The 21,375-nt window shown below is 41.7% G+C and carries 20 protein-coding genes and 4 pseudogenes; 19 read left to right on the top strand and 5 right to left on the bottom strand.

Annotation, left to right across the window (positions count from 1 at the left end; genetic code table 11):
* The first annotated feature begins 70 nt into the window (after positions 1 to 70).
* The 12 genes and pseudogenes from QZ135_RS05350 to QZ135_RS05300 all read left to right on the top strand — a co-directional run bounded on the left by QZ135_RS05350 (position 71) and on the right by QZ135_RS05300 (position 11,435).
* Complete coding sequence (locus tag QZ135_RS05350; RefSeq protein WP_005650034.1) at positions 71 to 718, top strand: MarC family protein; 648 nt, start codon at positions 71 to 73, stop codon at positions 716 to 718.
* Positions 719 to 768: 50 nt separating this feature from the next.
* Complete coding sequence (locus QZ135_RS05345; RefSeq protein ID WP_004295284.1) at positions 769 to 1,251, top strand: ferritin; 483 nt, start codon at positions 769 to 771, stop codon at positions 1,249 to 1,251.
* 28 nt (positions 1,252 to 1,279) lie between these two features.
* Positions 1,280 to 2,329, top strand: a complete 1,050-nt coding sequence (locus QZ135_RS05340; protein ID WP_004295283.1) for a class I fructose-bisphosphate aldolase — start codon at positions 1,280 to 1,282, stop codon at positions 2,327 to 2,329.
* Between the two features lie 13 nt (positions 2,330 to 2,342).
* On the top strand, positions 2,343 to 3,092 hold the full coding sequence (gpmA, locus tag QZ135_RS05335; RefSeq protein WP_004295282.1) for a 2,3-diphosphoglycerate-dependent phosphoglycerate mutase: 750 nt from the start codon (positions 2,343 to 2,345) through the stop codon (positions 3,090 to 3,092).
* A gap of 67 nt (positions 3,093 to 3,159) precedes the next feature.
* The gene (locus tag QZ135_RS05330; RefSeq protein WP_004295281.1) at positions 3,160 to 3,588 is read left to right on the top strand and encodes an Hsp20/alpha crystallin family protein; all 429 of its coding nucleotides are present in this window, start codon (positions 3,160 to 3,162) and stop codon (positions 3,586 to 3,588) included.
* A gap of 85 nt (positions 3,589 to 3,673) precedes the next feature.
* On the top strand, positions 3,674 to 4,129 hold the full coding sequence (locus QZ135_RS05325) for an RNA polymerase sigma factor (RefSeq protein ID WP_005641942.1): 456 nt from the start codon (positions 3,674 to 3,676) through the stop codon (positions 4,127 to 4,129).
* Positions 4,095 to 4,169 (top strand): annotated as a pseudogene (locus QZ135_RS24880) (RNA polymerase sigma factor); the annotation flags it as partial. The gene QZ135_RS05325 and the pseudogene QZ135_RS24880, both read left to right, overlap by 35 nt.
* Before the next feature lie 25 nt (positions 4,170 to 4,194).
* Positions 4,195 to 5,178, top strand: coding sequence for a 6-phosphofructokinase (gene pfkA / locus QZ135_RS05320; RefSeq protein WP_004295279.1), 984 nt, complete (start codon positions 4,195 to 4,197; stop codon positions 5,176 to 5,178).
* Between the two features lie 13 nt (positions 5,179 to 5,191).
* A complete protein-coding gene (locus QZ135_RS05315; protein WP_016270716.1) occupies positions 5,192 to 7,438 on the top strand; it encodes a cation:proton antiporter in 2,247 nt (748 codons plus the stop codon).
* A gap of 21 nt (positions 7,439 to 7,459) precedes the next feature.
* Positions 7,460 to 10,018 (top strand): alpha-glucan family phosphorylase, encoded by a 2,559-nt coding sequence (gene glgP / locus QZ135_RS05310; protein WP_004295277.1) that lies wholly within the window; start codon positions 7,460 to 7,462, stop codon positions 10,016 to 10,018.
* A 16-nt stretch (positions 10,019 to 10,034) separates the two neighbouring features.
* Entirely contained in the window at positions 10,035 to 10,844 is an 810-nt protein-coding gene (locus tag QZ135_RS05305) for an arginase family protein (RefSeq protein ID WP_004295276.1), read from the top strand.
* A 54-nt stretch (positions 10,845 to 10,898) separates the two neighbouring features.
* Positions 10,899 to 11,435 (top strand): methylglyoxal synthase, encoded by a 537-nt coding sequence (locus QZ135_RS05300; protein WP_004295275.1) that lies wholly within the window; start codon positions 10,899 to 10,901, stop codon positions 11,433 to 11,435.
* 210 nt (positions 11,436 to 11,645) lie between these two features.
* On the opposite strand, the pseudogene QZ135_RS05295 reads toward QZ135_RS05300, so the two are convergent.
* Positions 11,646 to 11,774 (bottom strand): annotated as a pseudogene (locus QZ135_RS05295) (transposase); the annotation flags it as partial.
* Between the two features lie 128 nt (positions 11,775 to 11,902).
* A pseudogene (locus tag QZ135_RS05290) lies at positions 11,903 to 12,079 on the bottom strand (Ppx/GppA family phosphatase); the annotation flags it as partial.
* A gap of 73 nt (positions 12,080 to 12,152) precedes the next feature.
* On the opposite strand from QZ135_RS05290, the pseudogene QZ135_RS05285 reads away from it, so the two are divergent.
* From QZ135_RS05285 to QZ135_RS05255, 7 genes and pseudogenes are all read left to right on the top strand, one after another.
* A pseudogene (locus QZ135_RS05285) lies at positions 12,153 to 12,469 on the top strand (helix-turn-helix domain-containing protein).
* A 224-nt stretch (positions 12,470 to 12,693) separates the two neighbouring features.
* Positions 12,694 to 13,065 (top strand): transposase family protein, encoded by a 372-nt coding sequence (locus tag QZ135_RS05280; RefSeq protein WP_005641938.1) that lies wholly within the window; start codon positions 12,694 to 12,696, stop codon positions 13,063 to 13,065.
* Entirely contained in the window at positions 13,019 to 13,483 is a 465-nt protein-coding gene (locus QZ135_RS05275; protein WP_005650024.1) for an IS5 family transposase, read from the top strand. The genes QZ135_RS05280 and QZ135_RS05275 overlap by 47 nt, the downstream gene beginning before the upstream one ends.
* Positions 13,484 to 13,491: 8 nt before the next feature.
* Positions 13,492 to 13,803: a helix-turn-helix domain-containing protein gene (locus QZ135_RS05270; protein WP_004295270.1), complete on the top strand. Its 312-nt coding sequence runs from the start codon at positions 13,492 to 13,494 to the stop codon at positions 13,801 to 13,803.
* A gap of 863 nt (positions 13,804 to 14,666) precedes the next feature.
* A complete protein-coding gene (locus QZ135_RS05265) occupies positions 14,667 to 14,915 on the top strand; it encodes a DUF234 domain-containing protein (protein WP_294606532.1) in 249 nt (82 codons plus the stop codon).
* A 468-nt stretch (positions 14,916 to 15,383) separates the two neighbouring features.
* Positions 15,384 to 15,683, top strand: coding sequence for a type II toxin-antitoxin system HigB family toxin (locus tag QZ135_RS05260; protein ID WP_294606530.1), 300 nt, complete (start codon positions 15,384 to 15,386; stop codon positions 15,681 to 15,683).
* Positions 15,684 to 15,694: 11 nt separating this feature from the next.
* Positions 15,695 to 16,057, top strand: a complete 363-nt coding sequence (locus QZ135_RS05255; protein WP_294606529.1) for a helix-turn-helix domain-containing protein — start codon at positions 15,695 to 15,697, stop codon at positions 16,055 to 16,057.
* An 85-nt stretch (positions 16,058 to 16,142) separates the two neighbouring features.
* On the opposite strand, the gene QZ135_RS05250 is transcribed toward QZ135_RS05255, so the two are convergent.
* The 3 genes from QZ135_RS05250 to QZ135_RS05240 all read right to left on the bottom strand — a co-directional run bounded on the left by QZ135_RS05250 (position 16,143) and on the right by QZ135_RS05240 (position 21,320).
* Positions 16,143 to 18,110 (bottom strand): alpha/beta hydrolase-fold protein, encoded by a 1,968-nt coding sequence (locus QZ135_RS05250; RefSeq protein ID WP_294606527.1) that lies wholly within the window; start codon positions 18,108 to 18,110, stop codon positions 16,143 to 16,145.
* A gap of 126 nt (positions 18,111 to 18,236) precedes the next feature.
* Entirely contained in the window at positions 18,237 to 20,195 is a 1,959-nt protein-coding gene (locus QZ135_RS05245; protein WP_294606525.1) for a glycoside hydrolase family 13 protein, read from the bottom strand.
* Positions 20,196 to 20,216: 21 nt separating this feature from the next.
* Positions 20,217 to 21,320 (bottom strand): glycosyl hydrolase 53 family protein, encoded by a 1,104-nt coding sequence (locus tag QZ135_RS05240; protein ID WP_294606523.1) that lies wholly within the window; start codon positions 21,318 to 21,320, stop codon positions 20,217 to 20,219.
* Positions 21,321 to 21,375: the final 55 nt, after the last annotated feature.

The raw sequence follows: 21,375 nt of genomic DNA, 5'->3' as shown, positions 1-21,375 counted from the left end.
TTTAATATTGCAGAATGCTATCTGGTATGTTTTTTGCGATATAATAATCGATAATAAACTATATGTCATCATGGATATATTTGTATATTTAACATTGTGTTTCACTTCGCTATTCACCTTGATGGACCCTCTTGGAGTGATGCCGGTATTCCTGCAAATGACTGATGGAATGGATACGAAAGAACGCAGATATATCGCCTTGAAAGCATGTACCATTGCATTTATCATATTAGTCCTTTTTACATTATCGGGCAGGTTTCTGTTTCATTTTTTCGGCATCTCAACAAACGGATTCCGGATTGTGGGAGGTATCATCATCTTTAAAATCGGATATGATATGTTGCAGGCACATTTTACCCATGTGAAACTGAATGAAACTGAACGAAAAGAATATTCCAAAGATATAACCATCACACCTCTTGCCATTCCGATGTTATGCGGTCCGGGAGCGATTTCCAGTGGAATAACATTGATGGAAGATGCTTCGGAATATACTTTCAAAATAGTATTGCTTGGCGTAATCGCTTTGGTCTGCATTCTTTCCTTCTTTATTCTGTGCGCGTCCACCCAGCTTTTAAAAATCTTGGGAGAGACGGGAAACAATGTGATGATGAGACTGATGGGACTTATTCTAATGGTGATCGCCGTGGAATGTTTTATCAGCGGGATACGTCCGGTATTAATTGAAATCTTGAAACAAGCCCATGCTTGTTCTTAAAGAAGAGAGATAATTTGGATTTATTATTAACATTAAAAGTTTGATTCATCATGACTGAAAAATTGCAAAATGCTCTGAATGAGCAAATCACAGCAGAATTATGGTCTGCCAACCTGTATTTATCAATGTCTTTTTATCTGGAAAGAGAGGGCTTTTCCGGAATGGCTCGCTGGATGCAGAAACAGTCTGCAGAAGAGACCGGGCATGCATATGCCATTGCCGGGTACATGATTAAGCGTGAGGCAACCCCGAAAGTAGACAAGGTCGATGTGGTTCCACAAGGTTGGGGTAACCCTGTTGAAGTATTCGAGCATGCTTTGGAGCATGAAAAACATGTTTCCAAACTGATTGATGAGTTGGTACAGGTAGCATCCGAAGAGAAAGACAATGCCACTCAGGACTTCTTGTGGCAATTTGTTCGTGAGCAAGTAGAAGATGAAGCGAATGTACTCAATATTGTTAGTCATCTGAGGAAAGCCGGAGACTGTGCTATCCTTTTTATGGATGCAAAACTGGGTGAACGGGAGTCATAAACCAGAATAATCAATAAAAATAAATAAAATGAAAATAGTAGATTTATTGGGAGGAAAGGCTGAGTACTACCTGAACCATACATGTAAGACGATAGACAAACAACTTATCCATATTCCGGGACCGGATATGATAGATAAGGTATGGATGAATTCCGACAGGAATATCCGTACATTGGAAAGTTTGCAGGCTTTATACGGACATGGACGTCTGGCCAATACGGGCTATGTATCCATTCTGCCTGTAGACCAGGGCATAGAACATTCTGCAGGAGCGTCTTTCGCCCCCAATCCGCTTTATTTCGATCCCGAAAACATCATAAAGCTGGCCATTGAAGGAGGGTGTAATGCCGTGGCATCCACATTCGGTGTGTTGGGCGCCGTGGCACGCAAATATGCACACAAGATACCTTTTATCGTCAAGCTGAACCATAATGAGTTGCTGACTTATCCGAACAGCTACGACCAGGTAATGTTCGGTACGGTGAAAGAGGCATGGAACATGGGAGCCGTAGCTGTCGGTGCTACCATTTATTTCGGTTCGGAACAAAGCCGCCGCCAGATAGTGGAAGTGTCACAGGCTTTTGAATATGCCCACGAACTGGGAATGGCTACTATTCTGTGGTGCTATTTGAGAAACAGCAGCTTCAAAAAGGATGGTACCGACTATCATGCCGCTGCCGACTTGACAGGACAAGCCAACCATATCGGGGTTACCATTAAAGCCGATATCGTGAAGCAGAAGCTCCCATCCAATAACGGCGGTTTCAAGGCTATCGGATTCGGAAAGACAAACGAGTGTATGTATTCGGAACTGACCACTGACCATCCGATAGACCTTTGCCGTTATCAGGTGGCGAATGGCTATATGGGACGTGTCGGATTGATTAACTCGGGCGGTGAATCCCATGGGGAATCCGACCTGCATGATGCTGTCGTAACGGCAGTAGTAAATAAGCGTGCAGGTGGTATGGGGCTGATCAGCGGTCGTAAGGCTTTCCAGAAACCGATGAAAGACGGAATTCAACTTCTGAACACCATTCAGGACGTATATCTGGATTCTTCAATAACCATTGCATAAAGAAGAAGTATCCATGAAAAGAATAGTGTTATTACGTCATGGCGAAAGTCTATGGAACAAAGAAAACCGTTTTACTGGATGGACGGACGTGGATTTAAGCGAGAAAGGAGTTGAAGAAGCCTGCAAGGCAGGCGATGCATTACGGGAGGCTGGATTTTCTTTTGAGGCAGCTTACACTTCTTACTTGAAACGTGCCGTAAAAACGTTGAACTGTGTCTTGGACCGGCTGGATAAAGACTGGATTCCGGTTGAAAAGACCTGGCGGCTGAACGAGAAGCATTACGGCATGCTTCAGGGACTGAATAAGAGTGAAACAGCGGTCCAATATGGTGAAGAACAAGTACACATCTGGCGAAGAAGCTATGACGTGGCTCCCGCTCCGGTAGGCAAAGATGATCCCCGTAATCCGGGCATGGATATCCGCTATGCCGGTGTACCAGATAGCGAACTTCCCCGTACGGAATCCCTGAAAGATACTATTGGGCGTGTCATGCCTTACTGGAAATGCATCATCTTTCCCGCATTGATGTATAAGGACAGCCTGCTGGTAGTCGCCCATGGTAACAGCCTGCGCGGAATCATCAAGCATCTCAAAGGAATTTCCGATACGGATATTTCCAACCTGAACCTGCCTACGGCAGTTCCTTATGTCTTTGAATTTGACGACAGGCTGGTTCTTGTCAAGGACTACTACCTTGGAAACCCGGAAGAGATACGGAAACGGGCAGAAGCTGTGGCCAAACAAGGGATGGCTAAAAAATAAAAATCTGTCTATCAAGCAGATGCTTTTTTTTAAGTTTTAATTATTAACTTTTAAAGAGGAGGTAAAAATGGTACCTGTAAAAACAAACCAGAATTGGTTACCGAGTATTTTTAACGATTTCTTTGACAATGAATGGATGGCAAGAGCAAACGCTACGGCTCCAGCCATCAATGTGATTGAGAATGAAAAGGACTACAAGGTAGAACTGGCAGCTCCGGGAATGACCAAGAATGATTTTAAGGTAAGTGTGGATGAAAGCAACAATCTGGTAATCTGCATGGAAAAAAAGGACGAGAAAAAGGAGGAGAAGAAAGACGGAAAATACTTGCGCCGTGAATTCTCCTATTCCCGATTCCAGCAGAGTATCCTGCTGCCGGATAATGTGGAAAAAGATAAAATTTCGGCCAAAGTGGAACACGGGGTCCTGTTTATCGATATTCCCAAAGTCGTAGATAAGAAGGTTCAGGAAACCACCAAAACTATTGATGTCAAATAAGATATCTTGATGAGACTCTACAGAAGGCATTTCTTATTATCAGGGAATGCCTTCACCCGGATATTTGAATTCCAAAATAAATATAATGAGAGGATTTGATTTCGATAAAGCGCTGGTAGCCCTTCAGAATGAACTGCATTGTTTTGCATATAAACTGACTGCTGACAAGGATGAAGCAGAAAACTTGTTGCAGGAAACAATGTTGAGGACGTTGGATAATAAGGATAAGTTTGATTCCGGTACGAATTTTAAAGGCTGGATGTATACCATCATGCGCAATGCATTTATCAATAATTGCCGGACAAAGAAAATACGAGGGAATTTATATGTATTATCAGAACCTGAATATCATTTCCTGTTAAGGGACGACTCTTTCATTTTCGTGGATAACGGGCATGATGCAAAAGAGATAAGGGAAGCCCTTAAAACATTGCCTAAAGCACATTATGTCGTTTTTATGTTGTACCGGAGTCAAATATCGGGAAATAGCCGCAAAGATAGGAGTGTCACTGAGTACGATAAAAAGCCGTATCTTTTATAGCAGAAAAAGGCTAAAACAGTTGCTTTCTAATTTTGCCTGATTAATTAAAATATAAAAAACAAATTATGGATAACAAGTATATTGGAATTCTGACTTCCGGAGGGGATGCTTCAGGAATGAACGCGGCTATCCGTGCCGTGACCCGCGCCGCCATTTTTAACGGATTTAAAGTGAAAGGAATTTATAGAGGTTACGAGGGGCTGATTGCCGGTGAAGTGAAAGAACTCACGACGGAAGATGTAAGTAGCATTATCCAGAGGGGAGGCACCATACTGAAAACAGCTCGCTCCGAGACTTTCACCACTCCCGAAGGACGCAAGAAAGCTTATAAGGTCATACAGAAAGAGAACATCAATGCTTTGATAATTATCGGTGGAGACGGTTCCCTGACGGGAGCCCGTATCTTTGCGGAGGAGTATGATGTGACGTGCATAGGATTGCCCGGCACCATTGACAATGACCTATATGGTACCGATTTTACCATAGGATATGATACGGCATTGAACACCATTGTGGAATGCGTGGATAAAATCAGGGACACGGCAACCTCCCATGACCGTATCTTCTTTGTCGAAGTGATGGGGCGTGATGCGGGCTTCCTGGCACAAAACAGCGCAATAGCTTCCGGTGCTGAAGCGGCCATCATCCCGGAGGACAGGACGGACGTGGACCAGTTGGAAACATTCATCGGGCGCGGATTCAGAAAGACGAAAAACAGCAGCATCGTAATTGTGACCGAAAGTCCTGAAAACAAGAATGGAGGTGCCATATATTACGCCGACCGGGTAAAGAAGGAATATCCCGGGTATGATGTCAGGGTTTCTATCCTGGGCCATCTGCAACGGGGTGGTGCTCCGAGTGCCAATGACCGTATACTGGCAAGCCGGCTGGGTGAAGCCGCAATCCAGGCCTTAATGGAAGGCCAGCGAAATGTTATGATAGGCATACGGAACAACGAGATTGTTTATGTTCCTTTTGTCCAGGCAATCAAAAAGGACAAGCCTATTGACAAAAGCCTGATCCGGGTCCTTAACGAATTATCGATCTAAAATAACCGTTAATATGTCAGAAGTTGCTCCTTTAATATCGGATCTTGCCATAATTCTGATTATTGCCGGTATTGTAACCGTCATTTTCAAGTGGCTGAAGCAACCGGTCATATTGGGCTACATTGTAGCCGGTATTATGGCGGGTCCTTCCGTTTCTCTGGTCCCGACTGTTTCCGATCCTGCCAATATCAAAATATGGGCGGACATCGGTGTCATTTTTCTGCTGTTCGCGATGGGACTGGACTTTTCGTTCAAGAAATTGATAAATGTGGGCATTACGGCTATCGTTGCCACTGTCACTATTGTATGTGGCATGATGTTCATAGGTTATACAGCGGGGAATGCAATGGGGTTCTCCCACATGAGCAGTATTTTTCTGGGTGGAATGTTGTCCATGTCGTCCACGGCCATCGTATTCAAGGCCTTCAATGACATGGGACTTCTCCAACAGAAATTCACTGGCATTGTCTTGGGGATTCTTGTTATCGAAGATCTGGTGGCTGTAGTGATGATGGTTGTTCTTTCCACGTTGGCGGTAGGCAAACATTTTGAAGGGAAGGAGATGCTGGAAAGTATATTGAAGCTGGCCGCTTTCCTGATTTTCTGGTCGGCATTGGGTATCTATCTGATACCTACCCTGCTGAAGAAGATACGCCGTTTCACCAGCAACGAGATTTTATTGATAACCTCTCTGGGACTTTGCCTGGGAATGGTGATGATTGCGACAAAAGCGGGATTTTCTGCCGCATTGGGAGCCTTTGTCATGGGGTCCCTGCTGGCAGAGACCGTTGAAGCGGAAAAAATCGTACATATCGTACAGCCGGTAAAAGACCTGTTCGCTTCCATATTTTTCGTGTCGGTAGGAATGATGATCGATCCTGCCATGATGTGGGAATATGCCGTCCCTATTCTCATCCTGACATTGCTGGTACTGTCCGGTCAGGTACTGTTCGGGAGCTTTGGTGTCTTGCTTTCCGGCCAGCCGTTGAAAATTGCCATACAGTCCGGCTTTTCACTGACACAGGTCGGTGAATTCGCATTCATCATCGCATCTTTAGGCGTCAGTCTGAATGTTACGGACAAGTATCTCTATCCGGTCATAGTGGCAGTATCTGTCATAACGACTTTTCTTACCCCCTATATGATACGGCTTTCGGAACCAGCATACCGGTTTATAGACATCCACATGCCTGAATCCCTGAAAGATTATCTCGTACACTATACGTCCGGGGCAATGACTGTAAAACACCAGGGTACTTGGCATAAACTGATCCGGTCTATGCTGGTGTCTGTCACACTCTATCTGGTCGTATGCGTTTTTCTCATCACTTTATATTTTTCCTATGTGCATCCTTTGATTAGGAAAAGTCTGCCGGGAATGGAAGGGAACTTGTTGGGCTTCATCATCATCTTTCTTGTCATATCCCCGTTTCTATGGGCCATCATCATGAAAAGGAACAATTCAACCGAGTTCCGTAAACTCTGGACGGACAACAAGTTCAACAGAGGGCCTTTGGTATCAATAGTACTTGTCAAAATACTGATCTGCACGATTATCATGATGAGTATCATTACCCATCTTTTCAATGTTGCCTTGGGAGCCGGGTTGGTAGTCTCTTCCATTATCATTGCCGTCATTTATTTTTCCAAGCGGATCAAGAAACGGTCGCTGACTATAGAGAGACAATTTATGGCAAACTTTCAGGGGACGGACGGGAATGGACTTTCTACAGAAAGTGATACAGGCTCCACCTTTGGCAGCAATATCCCGTTCAAGGAATTACATTTGGCGGATTTCACAGTATCCCCTGATTCCATATATGTGGGCAGAACATTAAAAGAAAGCAGCTTGCGCACCTTGTTTCAGATAAATGTGATTTCAATCACCCGTGGAGAAAAACGCCTAGATATACCACAAGGGGAAGAACATCTCTATCCATATGACAAGGTTACGGTCGTAGGTACGGACCGACAGTTGGAAAGCTTCCGGACATCCATGGAGCAAAAGAAGGTAGAAAGGAACGGGAACGGAACATCCTCGCAGGATGAGATGGAAATAGGGCAATTTCCTGTCGAAGGAGGTTCACCATTGATCGGAAAGACGATCCGGGAGGCAGACATATCGGATAGCATCATTATCGGAATAGAGAGGAGTACCGTGAATATTATGAATCCAGACCCTGATACAATTTTCAAGGAGAATGATACGGTATGGATTGTCGGTAAACGAAAAATAATAAAAGGACTGAATAAAGATTAGGACTTATTTAATTAAAATGTCATGGAATATTCAAGTTATAATGTAAATACCCCTCAGTGGAGGGAGATTACAGTAGGTTCACATCTTCCTGCAGAACTGCGAAAACTTGCAGAAATCGCACATAATCTCTGGTGGACATGGAATGATGACGCAAAGAAACTGTATTGTGATTTGGATTCGGAACTTTGGAAAGAGGTGGAACAGAATCCGGTATTGTTTCTGGAGCGGATAAATTATGAGAAGCTTGTAGCGCTGGCACATGATGAGAACTTTGTCTATAAAATGGATGCCGTCTATTCCGCCTTCAAAAAATACGTAGATGTGGAACCGGATCACCAGCGCCCGTCAATAGCTTATTTCAGCATGGAATACGGCTTGGATGAAGTCCTTAAGATATATTCCGGCGGTTTGGGAATGTTGGCGGGGGATTACCTGAAAGAGGCGTCGGACAGCAATGTGGACCTTTGTGCCATAGGACTTTTGTACCGTTACGGTTATTTTGACCAGTCGCTTTCCATGGACGGCCAGCAGACAGTCAATTATAAAGCGCAGAATTTCGGGCAGCTCCCGATTGAAAAGGTAATGCAACCGGATGGGAAACAACTGGTAATCCACGTCCCCTATGCCGACAGTTTTGTGGTACATGCCAATGTCTGGAAAGCCAGTGTGGGGCGTATTCCCCTTTATCTGCTGGATACGGACAATGAACTCAACAGCGAGTTTGACCGCCCTATCACTCACCATCTGTATGGAGGCGACTGGGAGAATCGGCTAAAACAGGAAATACTGCTTGGCATAGGCGGGATGATAACGCTGAGAGCTTTAGGTATAACGAAAGATGTATATCACTGTAATGAGGGGCATGCCGCACTGATCAATATCCAGCGGCTTTGTGATTACATAAATGGCGGCTTGAATTTCGGGCAGGCCATGGAGCTGGTACGTGCTTCCTCACTTTATACCGTACATACTCCCGTACCCGCTGGTCATGATTATTTTGACGAAGGGCTTTTCAATAAATATATGAAGGGATATCCTGGCAAGTTGGGTATAACCTGGGATAACCTGATGGATCTCGGGCGTCACAATCCGGGAGACAAGGAGGAACGTTTCTGCATGTCTGTCTTCGCCTGCAAGACCTGCCAGGAGGTAAACGGTGTCAGCAAGTTGCATAAATCGGTATCCCAGCAAATGTTTGCGCCGATCTGGAAGGGATACTTCCCGGAAGAGAACCATGTGGGTTATGTAACCAACGGGGTACATCTGCCTACCTGGTGTGCGGCAGAATGGAAAAAGCTTTTCAAGGACAATTTTGATGAGAATTTTTTCTGCGACCAGTCCAATCAGAAAATCTGGGAGGCCGTCTATGGCATCCCGGATGAAGAGATATGGAATACCCGGTTAAAACAGAAAGCAAAATTGCTGGACTATATCAAAAGCAAATGCAGCAAGGACTGGCTCAGGAGTCAGATTGATCCGGCATTGAGCGTTTCCATTTTTGAGAGATTCAATCCCGATGCTCTTCTAATAGGCTTCGGACGCCGTTTTGCTACATATAAGAGGGCTCATCTTCTGTTCACGGATATAGACCGACTTGCCAGGATTGTGAATAATCCGAAATATCCGGTACAGTTCATCTTTGCAGGCAAAGCCCATCCCAATGACGGTGCCGGGCAGGGGCTGATCAAGCAAATCGTGGAAATATCCCGGCGTCCGGAATTTTTAGGTAAAATCATATTCTTGGAGAATTACGACATGGACCTGGCACGCCATCTTATCTCGGGGGTGGATATTTGGATGAACACCCCTACGCGGTTGGCAGAAGCTTCGGGTACGTCGGGCGAGAAGGCATTGATGAACGGTGTGCTTAATTTCTCCGTGCTGGACGGTTGGTGGTATGAAGGATACCGTAAGGATGCTGGATGGGCACTGACTGATAAAAGGACTTATCAGAATGAACAGTACCAAAACCAGCTGGATGCCGAAGCCATCTATTATTTGTTGGAGCATGACATCCTGCCACTGTATTACGAGCATGGGGGGAAGAACTATTCGGAAGACTGGGTCAAGTATATCAAGAACTCAATCGCACAAATCGCTCCCCATTTTACCATGAAAAGACAGTTGGACGACTACTATGACAGGTTCTATAACAAACTGTCAGAGCATTTCCACATTCTGGCAGCCGACAACTTTGCGAAGGCGAAAATGATGGCTGACTGGAAAGCAAACGTCCGAAGCAGATGGGATGCCATAGAAATCAAATCCATAGAGGCAGGGAATGGGCTGAATGCCACGGTTGAAGCCGGAAAGGAATATGAGGTGACGGTTGTCGTTGATGAGAAAGGCCTGGATGACGCAATCGGAATAGAATCGGTCATTATCAGGCGTGAAGACGGTCAGGATCACATATATGAGGTTATTCCCCTTTTGCCGGTTTCCAAGAATGGGAATTTATATACCTTTAAGGCGACATCCGGCATTTTCAACGCTGGAAGCTTCAAGCAGGCCTTCCGTATGTATCCCAAGAATGCTTTGTTACCTCACCGACAAGATTTCTGTTATGTACGATGGTTTTAATGAACAGTAAAAGGATATGCAAAAACAACGTATGAGCGGGCAAAATCAAAAAACAGATAAACGGATAGCATGGCCGATCATCATCATGAACTTCACGGGAGTGTATGACTACGAGGCGTTTGCCCGGAACAATAAATTTATATGGCTGGATTGTCGTCATCTTTATGGTACAGATGGCTACTGTGACAGGGAGGGGGCTTTGGCTTTGAAGGGGATGATTGCTGATTATCCGGCGGAGGGAGTCCATTTCATTGATTCAGGCAATTATCATTATTTGACTAAATTCTGGACAGACAAACTTGAAACTCCGTTTTCGCTGATTGTGTTCGACCACCATCCCGATATGCAGCCACCGTTGTTTGACAACATACTTTCTTGCGGAAGTTGGGTAAAGGATATATTGGACCATAACAACAACTGCAAGAAAGTAATTATCGTAGGTTCTTCAGACAAACTGATACAGGCTGTGCCGAAAGGATATGAAAGACAAGTTCGGTTTTACAGTGAAACTACGCTCATGCACGAAGAGGGTTGGCAGAACTTTTCTTCCGGACATATCAACGGACCGGTTTACATTTCCATAGACAAGGATGTCTTGAATCCGGCTTCGGCAGCAACAAACTGGGATCAAGGTTCTCTCAGCTTATGGGAATTGGAGAAACTGCTGGCTGTTATTCTTCAGAAAGAACAGGTAGTAGGCATTGACATCTGTGGGGAATGCTCCACAACACTCAATCTTTTTGAAGAAAAACGGGAAACCGTCATGGATAGCCAGGCAAACAAAGAATTGCTCAGATTTATCCGGTCATCCTCCGGCCTTCAATAGAATTAGTTTTTTTGTTATTATAATTATCATATAAAAATAAAATAATTTAGCTTTATGGAAACAATTGTTCGTAGAATTGGACTTGTTGCACACGATGCAATGAAAAAAGACATGATAGAGTGGGTTCTCTGGAACTCGGAACGTCTGATAGGACATAAATTCTATTGTACGGGTACAACCGGTACACTAATTAAAAAAGCCCTTGAAGAAAAACATCCTGAAATCAAATGGGATATCACAATCCTGAAATCTGGTCCTTTAGGAGGTGACCAGCAAATTGGTTCGCGGATCGTAGAAGGAGAAATAGACTATCTGTTCTTTTTTACAGATCCGATGACACTACAGCCGCATGATACGGATGTGAAAGCATTGACCAGACTGGCTGGAGTTGAAAATATTGTTTTCTGCTGTAACCGTTCGACTGCGGACCACATTATTACGAGTCCCTTATTCACTGACCCAACTTACGAACGTATTCACCCGGATTACACCAATTACACGCAGCGTTTTGAAAACAAGGGAATCATATCTGAAGCAGTGGAGCAAGTGAAAAAGCGGAGGAATAAAAGTGAGAATAACATTTCTAAATGAACTGTAATAAGTAGTAGAATATTTATAAGGCTATCTAAGAAACAAGTTGTTTACATCTTTCAGAATAGGTATCAGCTGAATAGTAATCTGCTAAGTTTGTGTCAAAACGTTGGCACAAACTCTTTTATATTTTACAGTTCTGCTATATTTTCTTTTGGCTATGCTGCTTTTTCCAGGGGCAGCGGATTTTTCCGGTTGGCAAGCTTTCCTTTAAGCGTATAGCCTAGCCAGTCTGAACATGAAGAATTTCAGATCAGCCACCCCTCTAAACTGGCTTCGAAGAGCTTTGATTTTAGCATTGAACGACTCCGCTGAAGCATTTGTCAATCGTTCTTCAAAATTTTAGGGGAAATACCTAAAGATACAAAAAGCCAACTAATTCGCAATACTTTTAGTATGAATTAGTTGGCTAATTTTATAGGATTTACTGAATATCCCCTAGTTAAAACAGCTATGCACAATTCCTTTTATTCCGTTTTCAGGTATATGGCATACAAATTGTCAATAATACCATCTGCTAAGCCAATGACCGGAACATGGATATACTCAGCTTTGACAATACCTGCAATTATCAGAAATATCTCAGCGGCGGGAACAATAACATCTGCACGGTCAGTTTTCAGATTAAATTCTTCCATGCGCTGTTATACCGGCACCACGAGTGACCGTTTCTCCGGATGGTATGAATTTGAAGTATCAACATAAAATCGGATTGTTATGGAAACCGTATGTTTTGAAAGGAAGGCGTTCGAGGAATTTGCCATGAAAATCGAACGGTTCATACATAGGGTGGAGGGAATCCCCATCTGGATTTGAAAGGCGTGAAGAGGACGGCTGGCTGGCTCGACCACCAGGATGTCTGCCTGAAGCTGAAAATCAGCAAGCGCACCTTGCAGACCTTGCGGGATAACGGCACGCTCGCCTATACCAAGATAGGCAACCGTACCTATTACCTGCCGGAAGACGTGGAGCGTATCGTCACGAAAGTGGAGGACAGACGCAAGGATGCACGCTACAGGGGGCACACCATTTGAAGGAATTGAACTGAAGTATCAACAAAAGACAAATGAGCAGTATGTATAATAGAGTTTATATCGAATAATTGATTAAAGCGTTCTTTGATTTATCTTTGTGATCTAAAAAGTTCAATTGATGTATTACGACAAGATTCGCCACCGTCATAGCCAAGTGCTTGCTGCGACAGGATTAACTCCTGCTGAGTTTGACGCTTTGCTAATAACTTTCAAGTACCATTGGGATGAATATTACAGCCATTTTACCTTGGAAGGTAAAGTGCGCCAACGTATATCTTACAACAGTGTTGTCTCTGATTCAGGACAAAATGTTCTTCATATTGGTATATCTGAAGACCAATCCCCTTCAGGAACTCCATGCTATTCAGTTTGAGATGACCCAGCCCCAGGCCAATAGATGGATTCACCTTCTTTCTGAGATTCTCCGGCGTACATTGAAAACGCTTGGTGAATTGCCTGACCGTAACTCCAAACGTCTGATACACATTCTTCAAGGGTGCGAAGAAGTCTTGTTGGACGGAACCGAGCGACCTATTCAGCGTCCTTTGGATGAAGACTGGCAGTCTGCATGCTATAGTGGTAAAAAAAACTCATAGCATAAAGAATAACCTGTTATGTACTAACAATCTTCGGATTGTATGGTTGAGCTCCACATACAAAGGTCATGTCCATGACAAAAAGATTTGTGATGAAGAACCTCTTCTACTTCCCAAAGGTATTAGGCTCTGGCAGGATACAGGTTTCATCGGACACAAACCGGATGGAGTTGAAATATGCATGCCCAAAAAGAAACCTAAAGGCAAAGAGCTTACTTGTGTTGAAAAACAAGAGAACAAGCGGATTTCCGGAGTTAGGATTAAAGTGGAGCATGCCATAGGTGGTATGAAAAAATGCCGTATTGTCAAAGAACGATTCAGATGCCATAAATTCGGTTTCGAAGATATGGTGATTCTTATTGCTTGTGGATTACACAACTTCAGAATCAGTCACAAAATGAGTCATATAACAAATTAATCTATATAATGTTTAATGAATTGAAAACGAAAGACGATGCGTGGATGCAGTCCATCCACGAGCGTATCGACCGGCTGTCGGCGATGATTGACGGCATTTTCGGAGATGGCGCGGTTCCGCCAAAAGAAGACGTGTACCTGTGCGACAGTGAGGTGGCGTGTATGCTGAAAGTCAGCCGCAGGACATTGGGCGAGTATCGGAGCAACGGCACGCTGCCTTACTATGTACTTGGTGGCAAGGTCTTGTACAAGAGGAGCGAGATCGAGCAGGTGTTGGAACGGGAATATAGGAGTGTCGGCAAGGCGCGGGGAAGCGGATGAAGATTCCATTTACCTGTTTTTTACGCACTTGTACAGGCTGCGGGCATTAAGACTGTCCGCATAAAGGCTGGACGTTTGCGTGCGCCAGCCACAGACTGTTTTTTAGAGGTGAGGGAGTTTGCCGTCTGGAAAAAGAACCTCTTTTTGGACTTTGGCACAAAGTCGTCCCCTGCCCGGTATCAGACTGTAATTCCTGTATGCAATCCTTTTCTGACTGTTCTCGTAACAGTCTGTTTCAATCCTGCCTGACCTTTGTTTACTTTTCATAAAGAGACTGTACCGCCTTTGTGACCGGGATATGAAACCGAAAGATTGTTTTTGACGGTTGCTAAAAAAGAAAAATCAAAGGTGTTTTGCATGTTCCGTAAAAAATCGTACCTTTACATAAAGTGAGTTGCACATCAACGCAATTGATGCAAGTATGTAGAAACCAGAACGGTTGCCAACTCGTTACCTCGTTTTTTGATGATCCGCATAAACTTTTATTCTTAGCGGATTATGTGATTCTTTCAAAAATAATCTCTATTTTGGGAATACGGCTTTCTGAATATCGGAAATTCTATGTGCCTGCCGTTTTACATCCCCTCCCTACAATCTACAACGACATGCTATCAGAACACTTCCCCATAAAATTTCTATTTTTCCTGTGAAATTATTCTCTTATTCAAAAAAAATAGTATCTTTGTCCTATAAAAGTTGTTCATAAGTATGAGACTGTAAAGTACTGAAATTAGCACAATCTCCAAATCGTTACCTTAGACTTTTCAGAACTTCCATAAGCGTTTGTCTTTCAAATTAATCCATCAAATTGATAAGAATTTAAAGTAGAAACATTATTGTTGTATCACATAATATTTGCAGCTATGGAATTTGTTGATAAAATAGAGGAACAGCAAGAAAAGAAGGTTAGCGTCCCGTTTATGGATTTCTACTTTCACTTTGTGGTTCCCAATCGTTCATTAATCGAGCTAGAACGTTCCGCTTTCGTAACGTATGCCATCCGATCGCAATTCTCCCGCTATGCATCCGCCCGGTGGAAAAAACTGTGCCACCAAACGGTCAATGGCAGAGTGATTGGCGGAGAAATGTATAACCTTGCAAGACACTGGTGAGGTAACGTATCGAGGGATGAAACTTCCGTTCCTGAAAGGATAGGAAATTGTTCCGGTGTTATTCCTCAAGCAAAAGCCCGTTCACGGGAATAATGCTCTGGTGATAACGCCTCAACAAATTATTGATATCATCAGTTAATAAGTTCATTTTAATCTTGCAGTTCTTTTATCTCTCTTCAACCACCCTGTCTATCGGCTTTCCGGCTGAAAGAATAATTCTTTGCTTTCAGCCAATACTTCTTTAGCAAACAAGGAATTAGCAAACAAAGAGGATAGTGTTGCAGTAAAATACACAAGAAAACAGGCAATGATATTTGATGAAAAAAGCCACTTGGCGCATAACTATCCAGCAATTGTATTATTCGGAGTGCACTTTCCAATTAAATAAATTCTATATTTCAAAACATTCATATCAATAAATTCTATATTTCAAAATAAAATCTTATATTTGCATCAAATGAGAGAAGTATGAGAGTTGTATCACATAAGAAACTGAAAGAATTTTATGAAACAAAAGGTTCTGAAGATTCGCGCATAGCCTTAGAACGTTGGTATGACATTGCAGAAAAGGCAGAATGGAAAAATTTATCTGATATAAAAGTAGATTTTCTTTCCGCTGATTATATAGGTAATCAACATTATGTTTTTAATATTAAAGGCAATAATTATCGGTTAGTGGTAGTTGTAAAATTTACGATAGGATATATATTTGTCCGTTGGATAGGTACTCATAAAGAATATGATAAAATTGATTGTTCAACCATTTAAGATATAGAATTATGAATAAAGTAACAAAAGAACAATACGAGTTTGCATTAGCAAGAGTGGAAGTGCTTCTACCATTGGTCGATGATAATACCCCTGCAAACGATAAGAATGCAGTGGAACTCACCGTTATGTCTGATATAGTGATTGCTTACGAAAAGGAACATTACCCAATAGAAAAGCCTACGGTTGCTGAACTAATTGAGTTATCTCTTGCAGAACAAGGTATGACGCAGAGACAGCTTGCCAGTGAAATTGGAGTAAGTCCTTCACGCATCAACGACTATCTTTCCGGACGTTCAGAGCCGACTTTGAAAATAGCAAGATTACTTTGCCGGGTACTGAACATTCCTCCAACTGCAATGTTAGGATTTTAAGAAAAGGCTACGGCAGCCTTTAAACCTACTGAAGCTCTTTATCCGGGACTATCCATATGAGATAAAAAAGCTCAATCCTTTCACCTCATTGAACATCCGCATATCTTTTTTCAATATTCATAAAGTTCTCCACTACCCTCCAATATTCTTCCTTATCATGTGGACGTGGTTGCCAATCAGGATCGGGACTATTACTCACAGCTTCATTCCAATTAGTATCATCCATAAACTTATAGTCAACAGTACAAGAGGATAATTCTCTTATTGGTTTAAGGAATATATATCCATCGAACAAATCGGATAGAATAAAATCCTTATGCCCCATTGAATAATAACTATAATCGCGCAATTCACCAATATGAGAACCTTTCAAGTCAAAACCAATGGGTTTATTCCGAGACTTTTCCATTATTAGTTCTAACTTTCCAGCTGCTGGGGAAATTAATGTTGGTTGCTGATTAGGATAATTAAAGAAAGGCTGGTGCAAAGCTACAGATACTACTTTATTGCCATATTTATCGTACAGCAAATTTCCTAAAAAACGATTCTCATAACGTACAAAGCCAGGAGAAGTATAATCATAGTAAGGAAAACGGTAGGACGTAAATGCATGAATAGTCCCAGTCAGAACCAGTATTTTCTCGTGAGCAGATAATACTTCACGTTCCAACAATGCACACCTAAAGTCTTCTGTATTCCCTAAAGGAAACACTTGCTCCATATTTTCCGGAGTCCTTGCTCCTTCAAACTTTTCCCAATTGTAACGATAGCTAATATTTAAAACACGAAACTTTTTCGCTTGCTCCGGTAATGAACGATTCCATTGCCAAGCTGCTTTATAGAGATTCATATATTCAACTATAGCCCAACGGGTATTATAATTGAACATCAGTTGACAAGCTAACTTCTCATTATATCTTGGTGCATTTATCAATGAATCCAATTGCTTCTGATCCTCATATGCTCCAAATTCCATACCTAACATATAGATACCATTCGCATACAACTTCGGTATCATTTTTTTAACGAAGTCCAAGTTTTCCTTAACACCATGGTCTTCAGCCAATAACACGATATCAGCATCTTTAAACTTAGAAATCAAATAATCATCAGGCGACACGTCTGTGTCCTTTTTATCACAAATACAATCTTTTCTATCAGTTCCTAAAAGAAATAATAACGGATTATCTAAACGTTTATTCCAATCCACTTCCGTATGCGCAGCTCCTGGAAACACTTTGGACACCCACATTAATCCTTTCCAGCCTTTCTTCCTCATCAATTTATCCAGTTCATCCTGATAAGGAGGATAATAAGCGTCTAAAGTGGCATCGCCCCTATCCATATAAATCATACGACTATTAGCCTTTGGGAGATTCTTATCAAGGTAATTCCGAAAAGCTTCCGACCATTGGTCCGCTTTTTCTTTAGAAAGTTCCTTACTTAATATCATGGGAAGATGAGTTGACATACAAGCAGCTCCTCCAAACACTTCCGGGTATTCACAAAGTGCATATAGCGAAATTAAGCCTCCCATACTGGAGCCCATCACAAAAGTATGCTCAACACTTTTATTCGTGGAATATTCTTTATCAATAAAAGGCTTAACCTCTTCTACCAGAAAACGAAGATAATTATCCGCATTAAACCCCACATCACCCGGAACCACACTATCCGGTAAGTTCTTCAATGCTTTTTGAGGAAAGTAGTCTGCATATCTCGTTTCCGGAATGTTTGCCACTCCTACAACAATACAAGATCTAATTTTCTTTTCATTCAGGAGTTTTCCTACAACTTCATCAATCCCCCATTCTTGCTTATTCCAAGTGGTATTCGCATCAAACAGCATTTGACCATCATGCATATAAAGAACATCATATTTCTCTTTTGGAGAATAATCAGAAGGTAACCAAACAAAGACATCACGCGGAGTAACAATTGAAGAGCTAAAATCAGGATACTCTATAAGTTTTCCTAAAGAAACAGTTTGCTGTGCCATACCACATTGGCATAGCAGTAGAGCAAATGCTATAAAAAGAAATTTCATTTTCATTGTATTACATATTTAGCCATTACTGATGTACAAGTTACTACAAATACGATTTAGACTGTTTTAAACATATCTCATCTCCAATATTACCTGATCCTAAACCAATTGTCAACTAACAAAACCTCAATATCATAATTCAAGCACAAGCACTTCTTTGGGTTGTAAATGCAGATTTTCCCCTAATGACACATTACTATCCGTCAACACATTTTTCGAATTAACCCTATCTCTTATTACCTCTTTATAAGAAGTTAAATCCAAGTCAACCTCCTTATTTACTCCATTCATTATAACCAATATACTCTTTCCTTTATAAGAGCGCTCATATACATAGACGTTGTTACGAGGCATAAAATGTTTCATCTTACCTTTAGAAATAACATCATTTCCTTTACGCCAATGCAGTAATTTACTCATAAAATTGAAAGCTTCCTGCTGCATAGCCGTTCTTCCATTTCCCTGAAAAACAGAGATTGCATCTCCTTTCCAACCTCCCGGCATATCCAGACGTACATATCCAAAATCTATTTTATTACTACCAGCCATTAGTAATTCCTGCCCATAATACAATTGTGGAATGCCTGGAATTGTCAACAACAGGGTAACTGCCTGCTTATAAGCATCCAGATTTTCCGGATCTTCCAATAAGAAACGGTCCGTATCATGATTCTCAAGTAAACGCATCACATTATTAACATCAGGATAGCAAAAATCATAAGCGAAATGTTCGAAAAGAAGTTGCAGACCGGTATTCCAAGAAGTCTCTTCATGAAAAACTTCACCAACTATTGATCTCAAACGAAAATCCATCACAGATTTCAGCTTTGTATTAGCTTTCTCATTAATTACACTGTTTTGTTGCCAATATGCAGTACCTATAGGGTTATTGGGAATCATTACTTCACCTACAATATTGAAATTTGGATATTCCTCAAAAACTTCTTTACACCAACGAACCATCATATCCGGATCCGGATATACATATGTATCTTGGCGAATACCATCTAAATCTGCATATTCAATCCACCAGATTGAATTCTGAATCAAATAATCAGCAACAAAACGATTCCTCTGATTCAAATCGGGCATTGTGGGTACAAACCACCCATCCGTCAGTTCCTGCTTATCTATATCCGAAGCATAAGGATCAAAAAATACGGTTTTATTATGATTGGTCTCAATATATTTATGCGAATTATTAAACCAATTCTGCATCGGTGGATCAAGCAACCAAGGATGATTGGTTCCACAATGATTAAAAACCATATCCATTATTAGTTTCAGGTCACGTTGATGCATGAGTTCTGCCAAACGGACGTAATCCTCATTAGTTCCCAAACGAGGATCTATTTTATAGTAATCGGTTGCAGCATAACCATGATAAGAGCCTTCACCCATATCATTTTCCAAAACAGGAGTTGTCCAGATTGCCGTAATCCCCAAGCTATCCAAATAATCAAGATGTTGCATAATACCGGCTAAATCACCACCATGACGAGCATTTACATCCCTACGATTTACTGTATAAGGATACTTCATCTGTATATAGTCATTGCTTTCATCACCATTGGCAAAGCGGTCCGGCATTAATAAATATACGACATCAGAAGAATTAAAGCCAATCCTATCTTCTCCTTTACGTTGGCGTTCTTTCAATTCATAAGTATAATTCAGCTTACGTTTTCCTTTAACGAATTCTATCTGAAATTTACCCGGCGCCGCATCTTTTACGTCTAAATACAAAACCAGATAGTTTGAACTCTCCATTGGATACACTTCCTTTAAAGCAACTCCCAAATGATTTATTTCAGGTTTATATGTTGCTATATTTGAACCATATACCATCAACTGTAAACGGGTATTCTTCATGCCAGACCACCAAAAAGCAGGTTCCACTTTTTCTATCTTCTCATTTTTCTTTCCTGAATAATGTGAAGAGAGCCAATCAGAATTATCCTGTGAAGGAATAATAGAAGATTCAAACTTAGAATATTCAATAAGCCTTTCTGACGACATGATTTGTTTAGCAGATCCCAATTGACATAGCAATAAAGCAAAAGATAAAAATAAAGTTTTAGTTTTCATCATACATAAAATAAAAGATACTATTTACAAAGGTTGAACAAACAGACTAAATTCTTTCATTGCAGGAAGAACTTTGCCCGTATGATTATCAAAAAGCCCACGATTAAGCCAACCTTCTGTTACATTATTACCGCAAGCGTTTTCCTCAGGGAACCACCAAAATAATCCCGTCACGTTGGCATGACGACGTAATTCAGCCACAAGTTCGTGAGTGAATATGCGCTGTCCTTCAGTAGTTATAGGATAGAATTCAGAATGTTCATCCGCACTTTTTGCCCATTGGTCATTCTCATGCGAATAGTAGGCGGCAGTCTCCACTATCATCACCTCTTTATTCGGAAAATCTATAGCGAGAGAATCGAGCGTAGCAGCAAGCACACCAACGACTTTATGCCACATAGGATAATAACTAAGCCCAATGACATCGTAATCAAGCTGCCGCAAATGGTTGTAGTAAGTTTTAGTTTTATTCCACTCTCCTGCTTTCTCCGTATGGATGATTATTTTTGCTTTGGGACAAATTTCACGACAAGCCTTGGCACCACTCTCCAGCAACTTCACAAGCAAATCCCAATTTTCCATTCCAAGCGGATCCACCTTTGCCACTGGCCACAACATGCCGTTGGTTATTTCATTACCCACTTGTATGAGGTCAGGAGAAGCTCCCGCTTTCACCATAGCCTCAAGACTATTTTTAGTATATTCATATATACTATCCGGCAATGAAGCTACATCAGCATTCTTCCATCTTTCAGGCATAAATTGCTTACCGGGATCAGCCCATGTATCAGAGTAATGAAAATCAAGCATAAATTGATAACCTTCTTTTTTTATCTGCTGTCCAAATTTAGTTACATAATCTAAATCTTGGCACACTCCTTCACCTTTGTGTTCAGCGGAAGCTTTTGAAGGATCAACAAAGAGACGGACACGAATGGCATTCCAGCCTTGCTCTTCAAAATATTCAAGAGGTTTTACAGCTTTTCCTTTCTCATCGCGATACACAGTTCCTGCCTCTTCGTAACTTGGCAACAAAGAAATATCACCACCCAAAAGGCGCTGCTGGGCATGAGTTCCAGCACATAAAGCAAACAATACGATAGCGAATATTAATCTAAAATTCTTCATAACAATTAGTGATTGTTTTAATAAAAAAACAAAAAACCCTCTTCCTCGTTTTACC

The organism is uncultured Bacteroides sp. (assembly GCF_905207245.1).
GTDB lineage: Bacteria > Bacteroidota > Bacteroidia > Bacteroidales > Bacteroidaceae > Bacteroides.
Note: the sequence above shows the minus strand (reverse complement) of the source record. Positions and strands in the feature narration are given on the sequence as shown.

Excerpts from the sequence above, each read along its gene's own strand:
- QZ135_RS05350 (WP_005650034.1), top strand. The coding sequence starts at position 71 with ATGGATATATTTGTATATTTAACATTGTGTTTCACTTCGCTATTCACC.
- QZ135_RS05345 (WP_004295284.1), top strand. The coding sequence starts at position 769 with ATGACTGAAAAATTGCAAAATGCTCTGAATGAGCAAATCACAGCAGAA.
- QZ135_RS05340 (WP_004295283.1), top strand. The coding sequence starts at position 1,280 with ATGAAAATAGTAGATTTATTGGGAGGAAAGGCTGAGTACTACCTGAAC.
- gpmA (WP_004295282.1), top strand. The coding sequence starts at position 2,343 with ATGAAAAGAATAGTGTTATTACGTCATGGCGAAAGTCTATGGAACAAA.
- QZ135_RS05330 (WP_004295281.1), top strand. The coding sequence starts at position 3,160 with ATGGTACCTGTAAAAACAAACCAGAATTGGTTACCGAGTATTTTTAAC.
- QZ135_RS05325 (WP_005641942.1), top strand. The coding sequence starts at position 3,674 with ATGAGAGGATTTGATTTCGATAAAGCGCTGGTAGCCCTTCAGAATGAA.
- pfkA (WP_004295279.1), top strand. The coding sequence starts at position 4,195 with ATGGATAACAAGTATATTGGAATTCTGACTTCCGGAGGGGATGCTTCA.
- QZ135_RS05315 (WP_016270716.1), top strand. The coding sequence starts at position 5,192 with ATGTCAGAAGTTGCTCCTTTAATATCGGATCTTGCCATAATTCTGATT.
- glgP (WP_004295277.1), top strand. The coding sequence starts at position 7,460 with ATGGAATATTCAAGTTATAATGTAAATACCCCTCAGTGGAGGGAGATT.
- QZ135_RS05305 (WP_004295276.1), top strand. The coding sequence starts at position 10,035 with ATGCAAAAACAACGTATGAGCGGGCAAAATCAAAAAACAGATAAACGG.
- QZ135_RS05300 (WP_004295275.1), top strand. The coding sequence starts at position 10,899 with ATGGAAACAATTGTTCGTAGAATTGGACTTGTTGCACACGATGCAATG.
- QZ135_RS05280 (WP_005641938.1), top strand. The coding sequence starts at position 12,694 with ATGAATATTACAGCCATTTTACCTTGGAAGGTAAAGTGCGCCAACGTA.
- QZ135_RS05275 (WP_005650024.1), top strand. The coding sequence starts at position 13,019 with ATGAAGACTGGCAGTCTGCATGCTATAGTGGTAAAAAAAACTCATAGC.
- QZ135_RS05270 (WP_004295270.1), top strand. The coding sequence starts at position 13,492 with ATGTTTAATGAATTGAAAACGAAAGACGATGCGTGGATGCAGTCCATC.
- QZ135_RS05265 (WP_294606532.1), top strand. The coding sequence starts at position 14,667 with ATGGAATTTGTTGATAAAATAGAGGAACAGCAAGAAAAGAAGGTTAGC.
- QZ135_RS05260 (WP_294606530.1), top strand. The coding sequence starts at position 15,384 with ATGAGAGTTGTATCACATAAGAAACTGAAAGAATTTTATGAAACAAAA.
- QZ135_RS05255 (WP_294606529.1), top strand. The coding sequence starts at position 15,695 with ATGAATAAAGTAACAAAAGAACAATACGAGTTTGCATTAGCAAGAGTG.
- QZ135_RS05250 (WP_294606527.1), bottom strand. The coding sequence starts at position 18,110 with ATGAAAATGAAATTTCTTTTTATAGCATTTGCTCTACTGCTATGCCAA.
- QZ135_RS05245 (WP_294606525.1), bottom strand. The coding sequence starts at position 20,195 with ATGATGAAAACTAAAACTTTATTTTTATCTTTTGCTTTATTGCTATGT.
- QZ135_RS05240 (WP_294606523.1), bottom strand. The coding sequence starts at position 21,320 with ATGAAGAATTTTAGATTAATATTCGCTATCGTATTGTTTGCTTTATGT.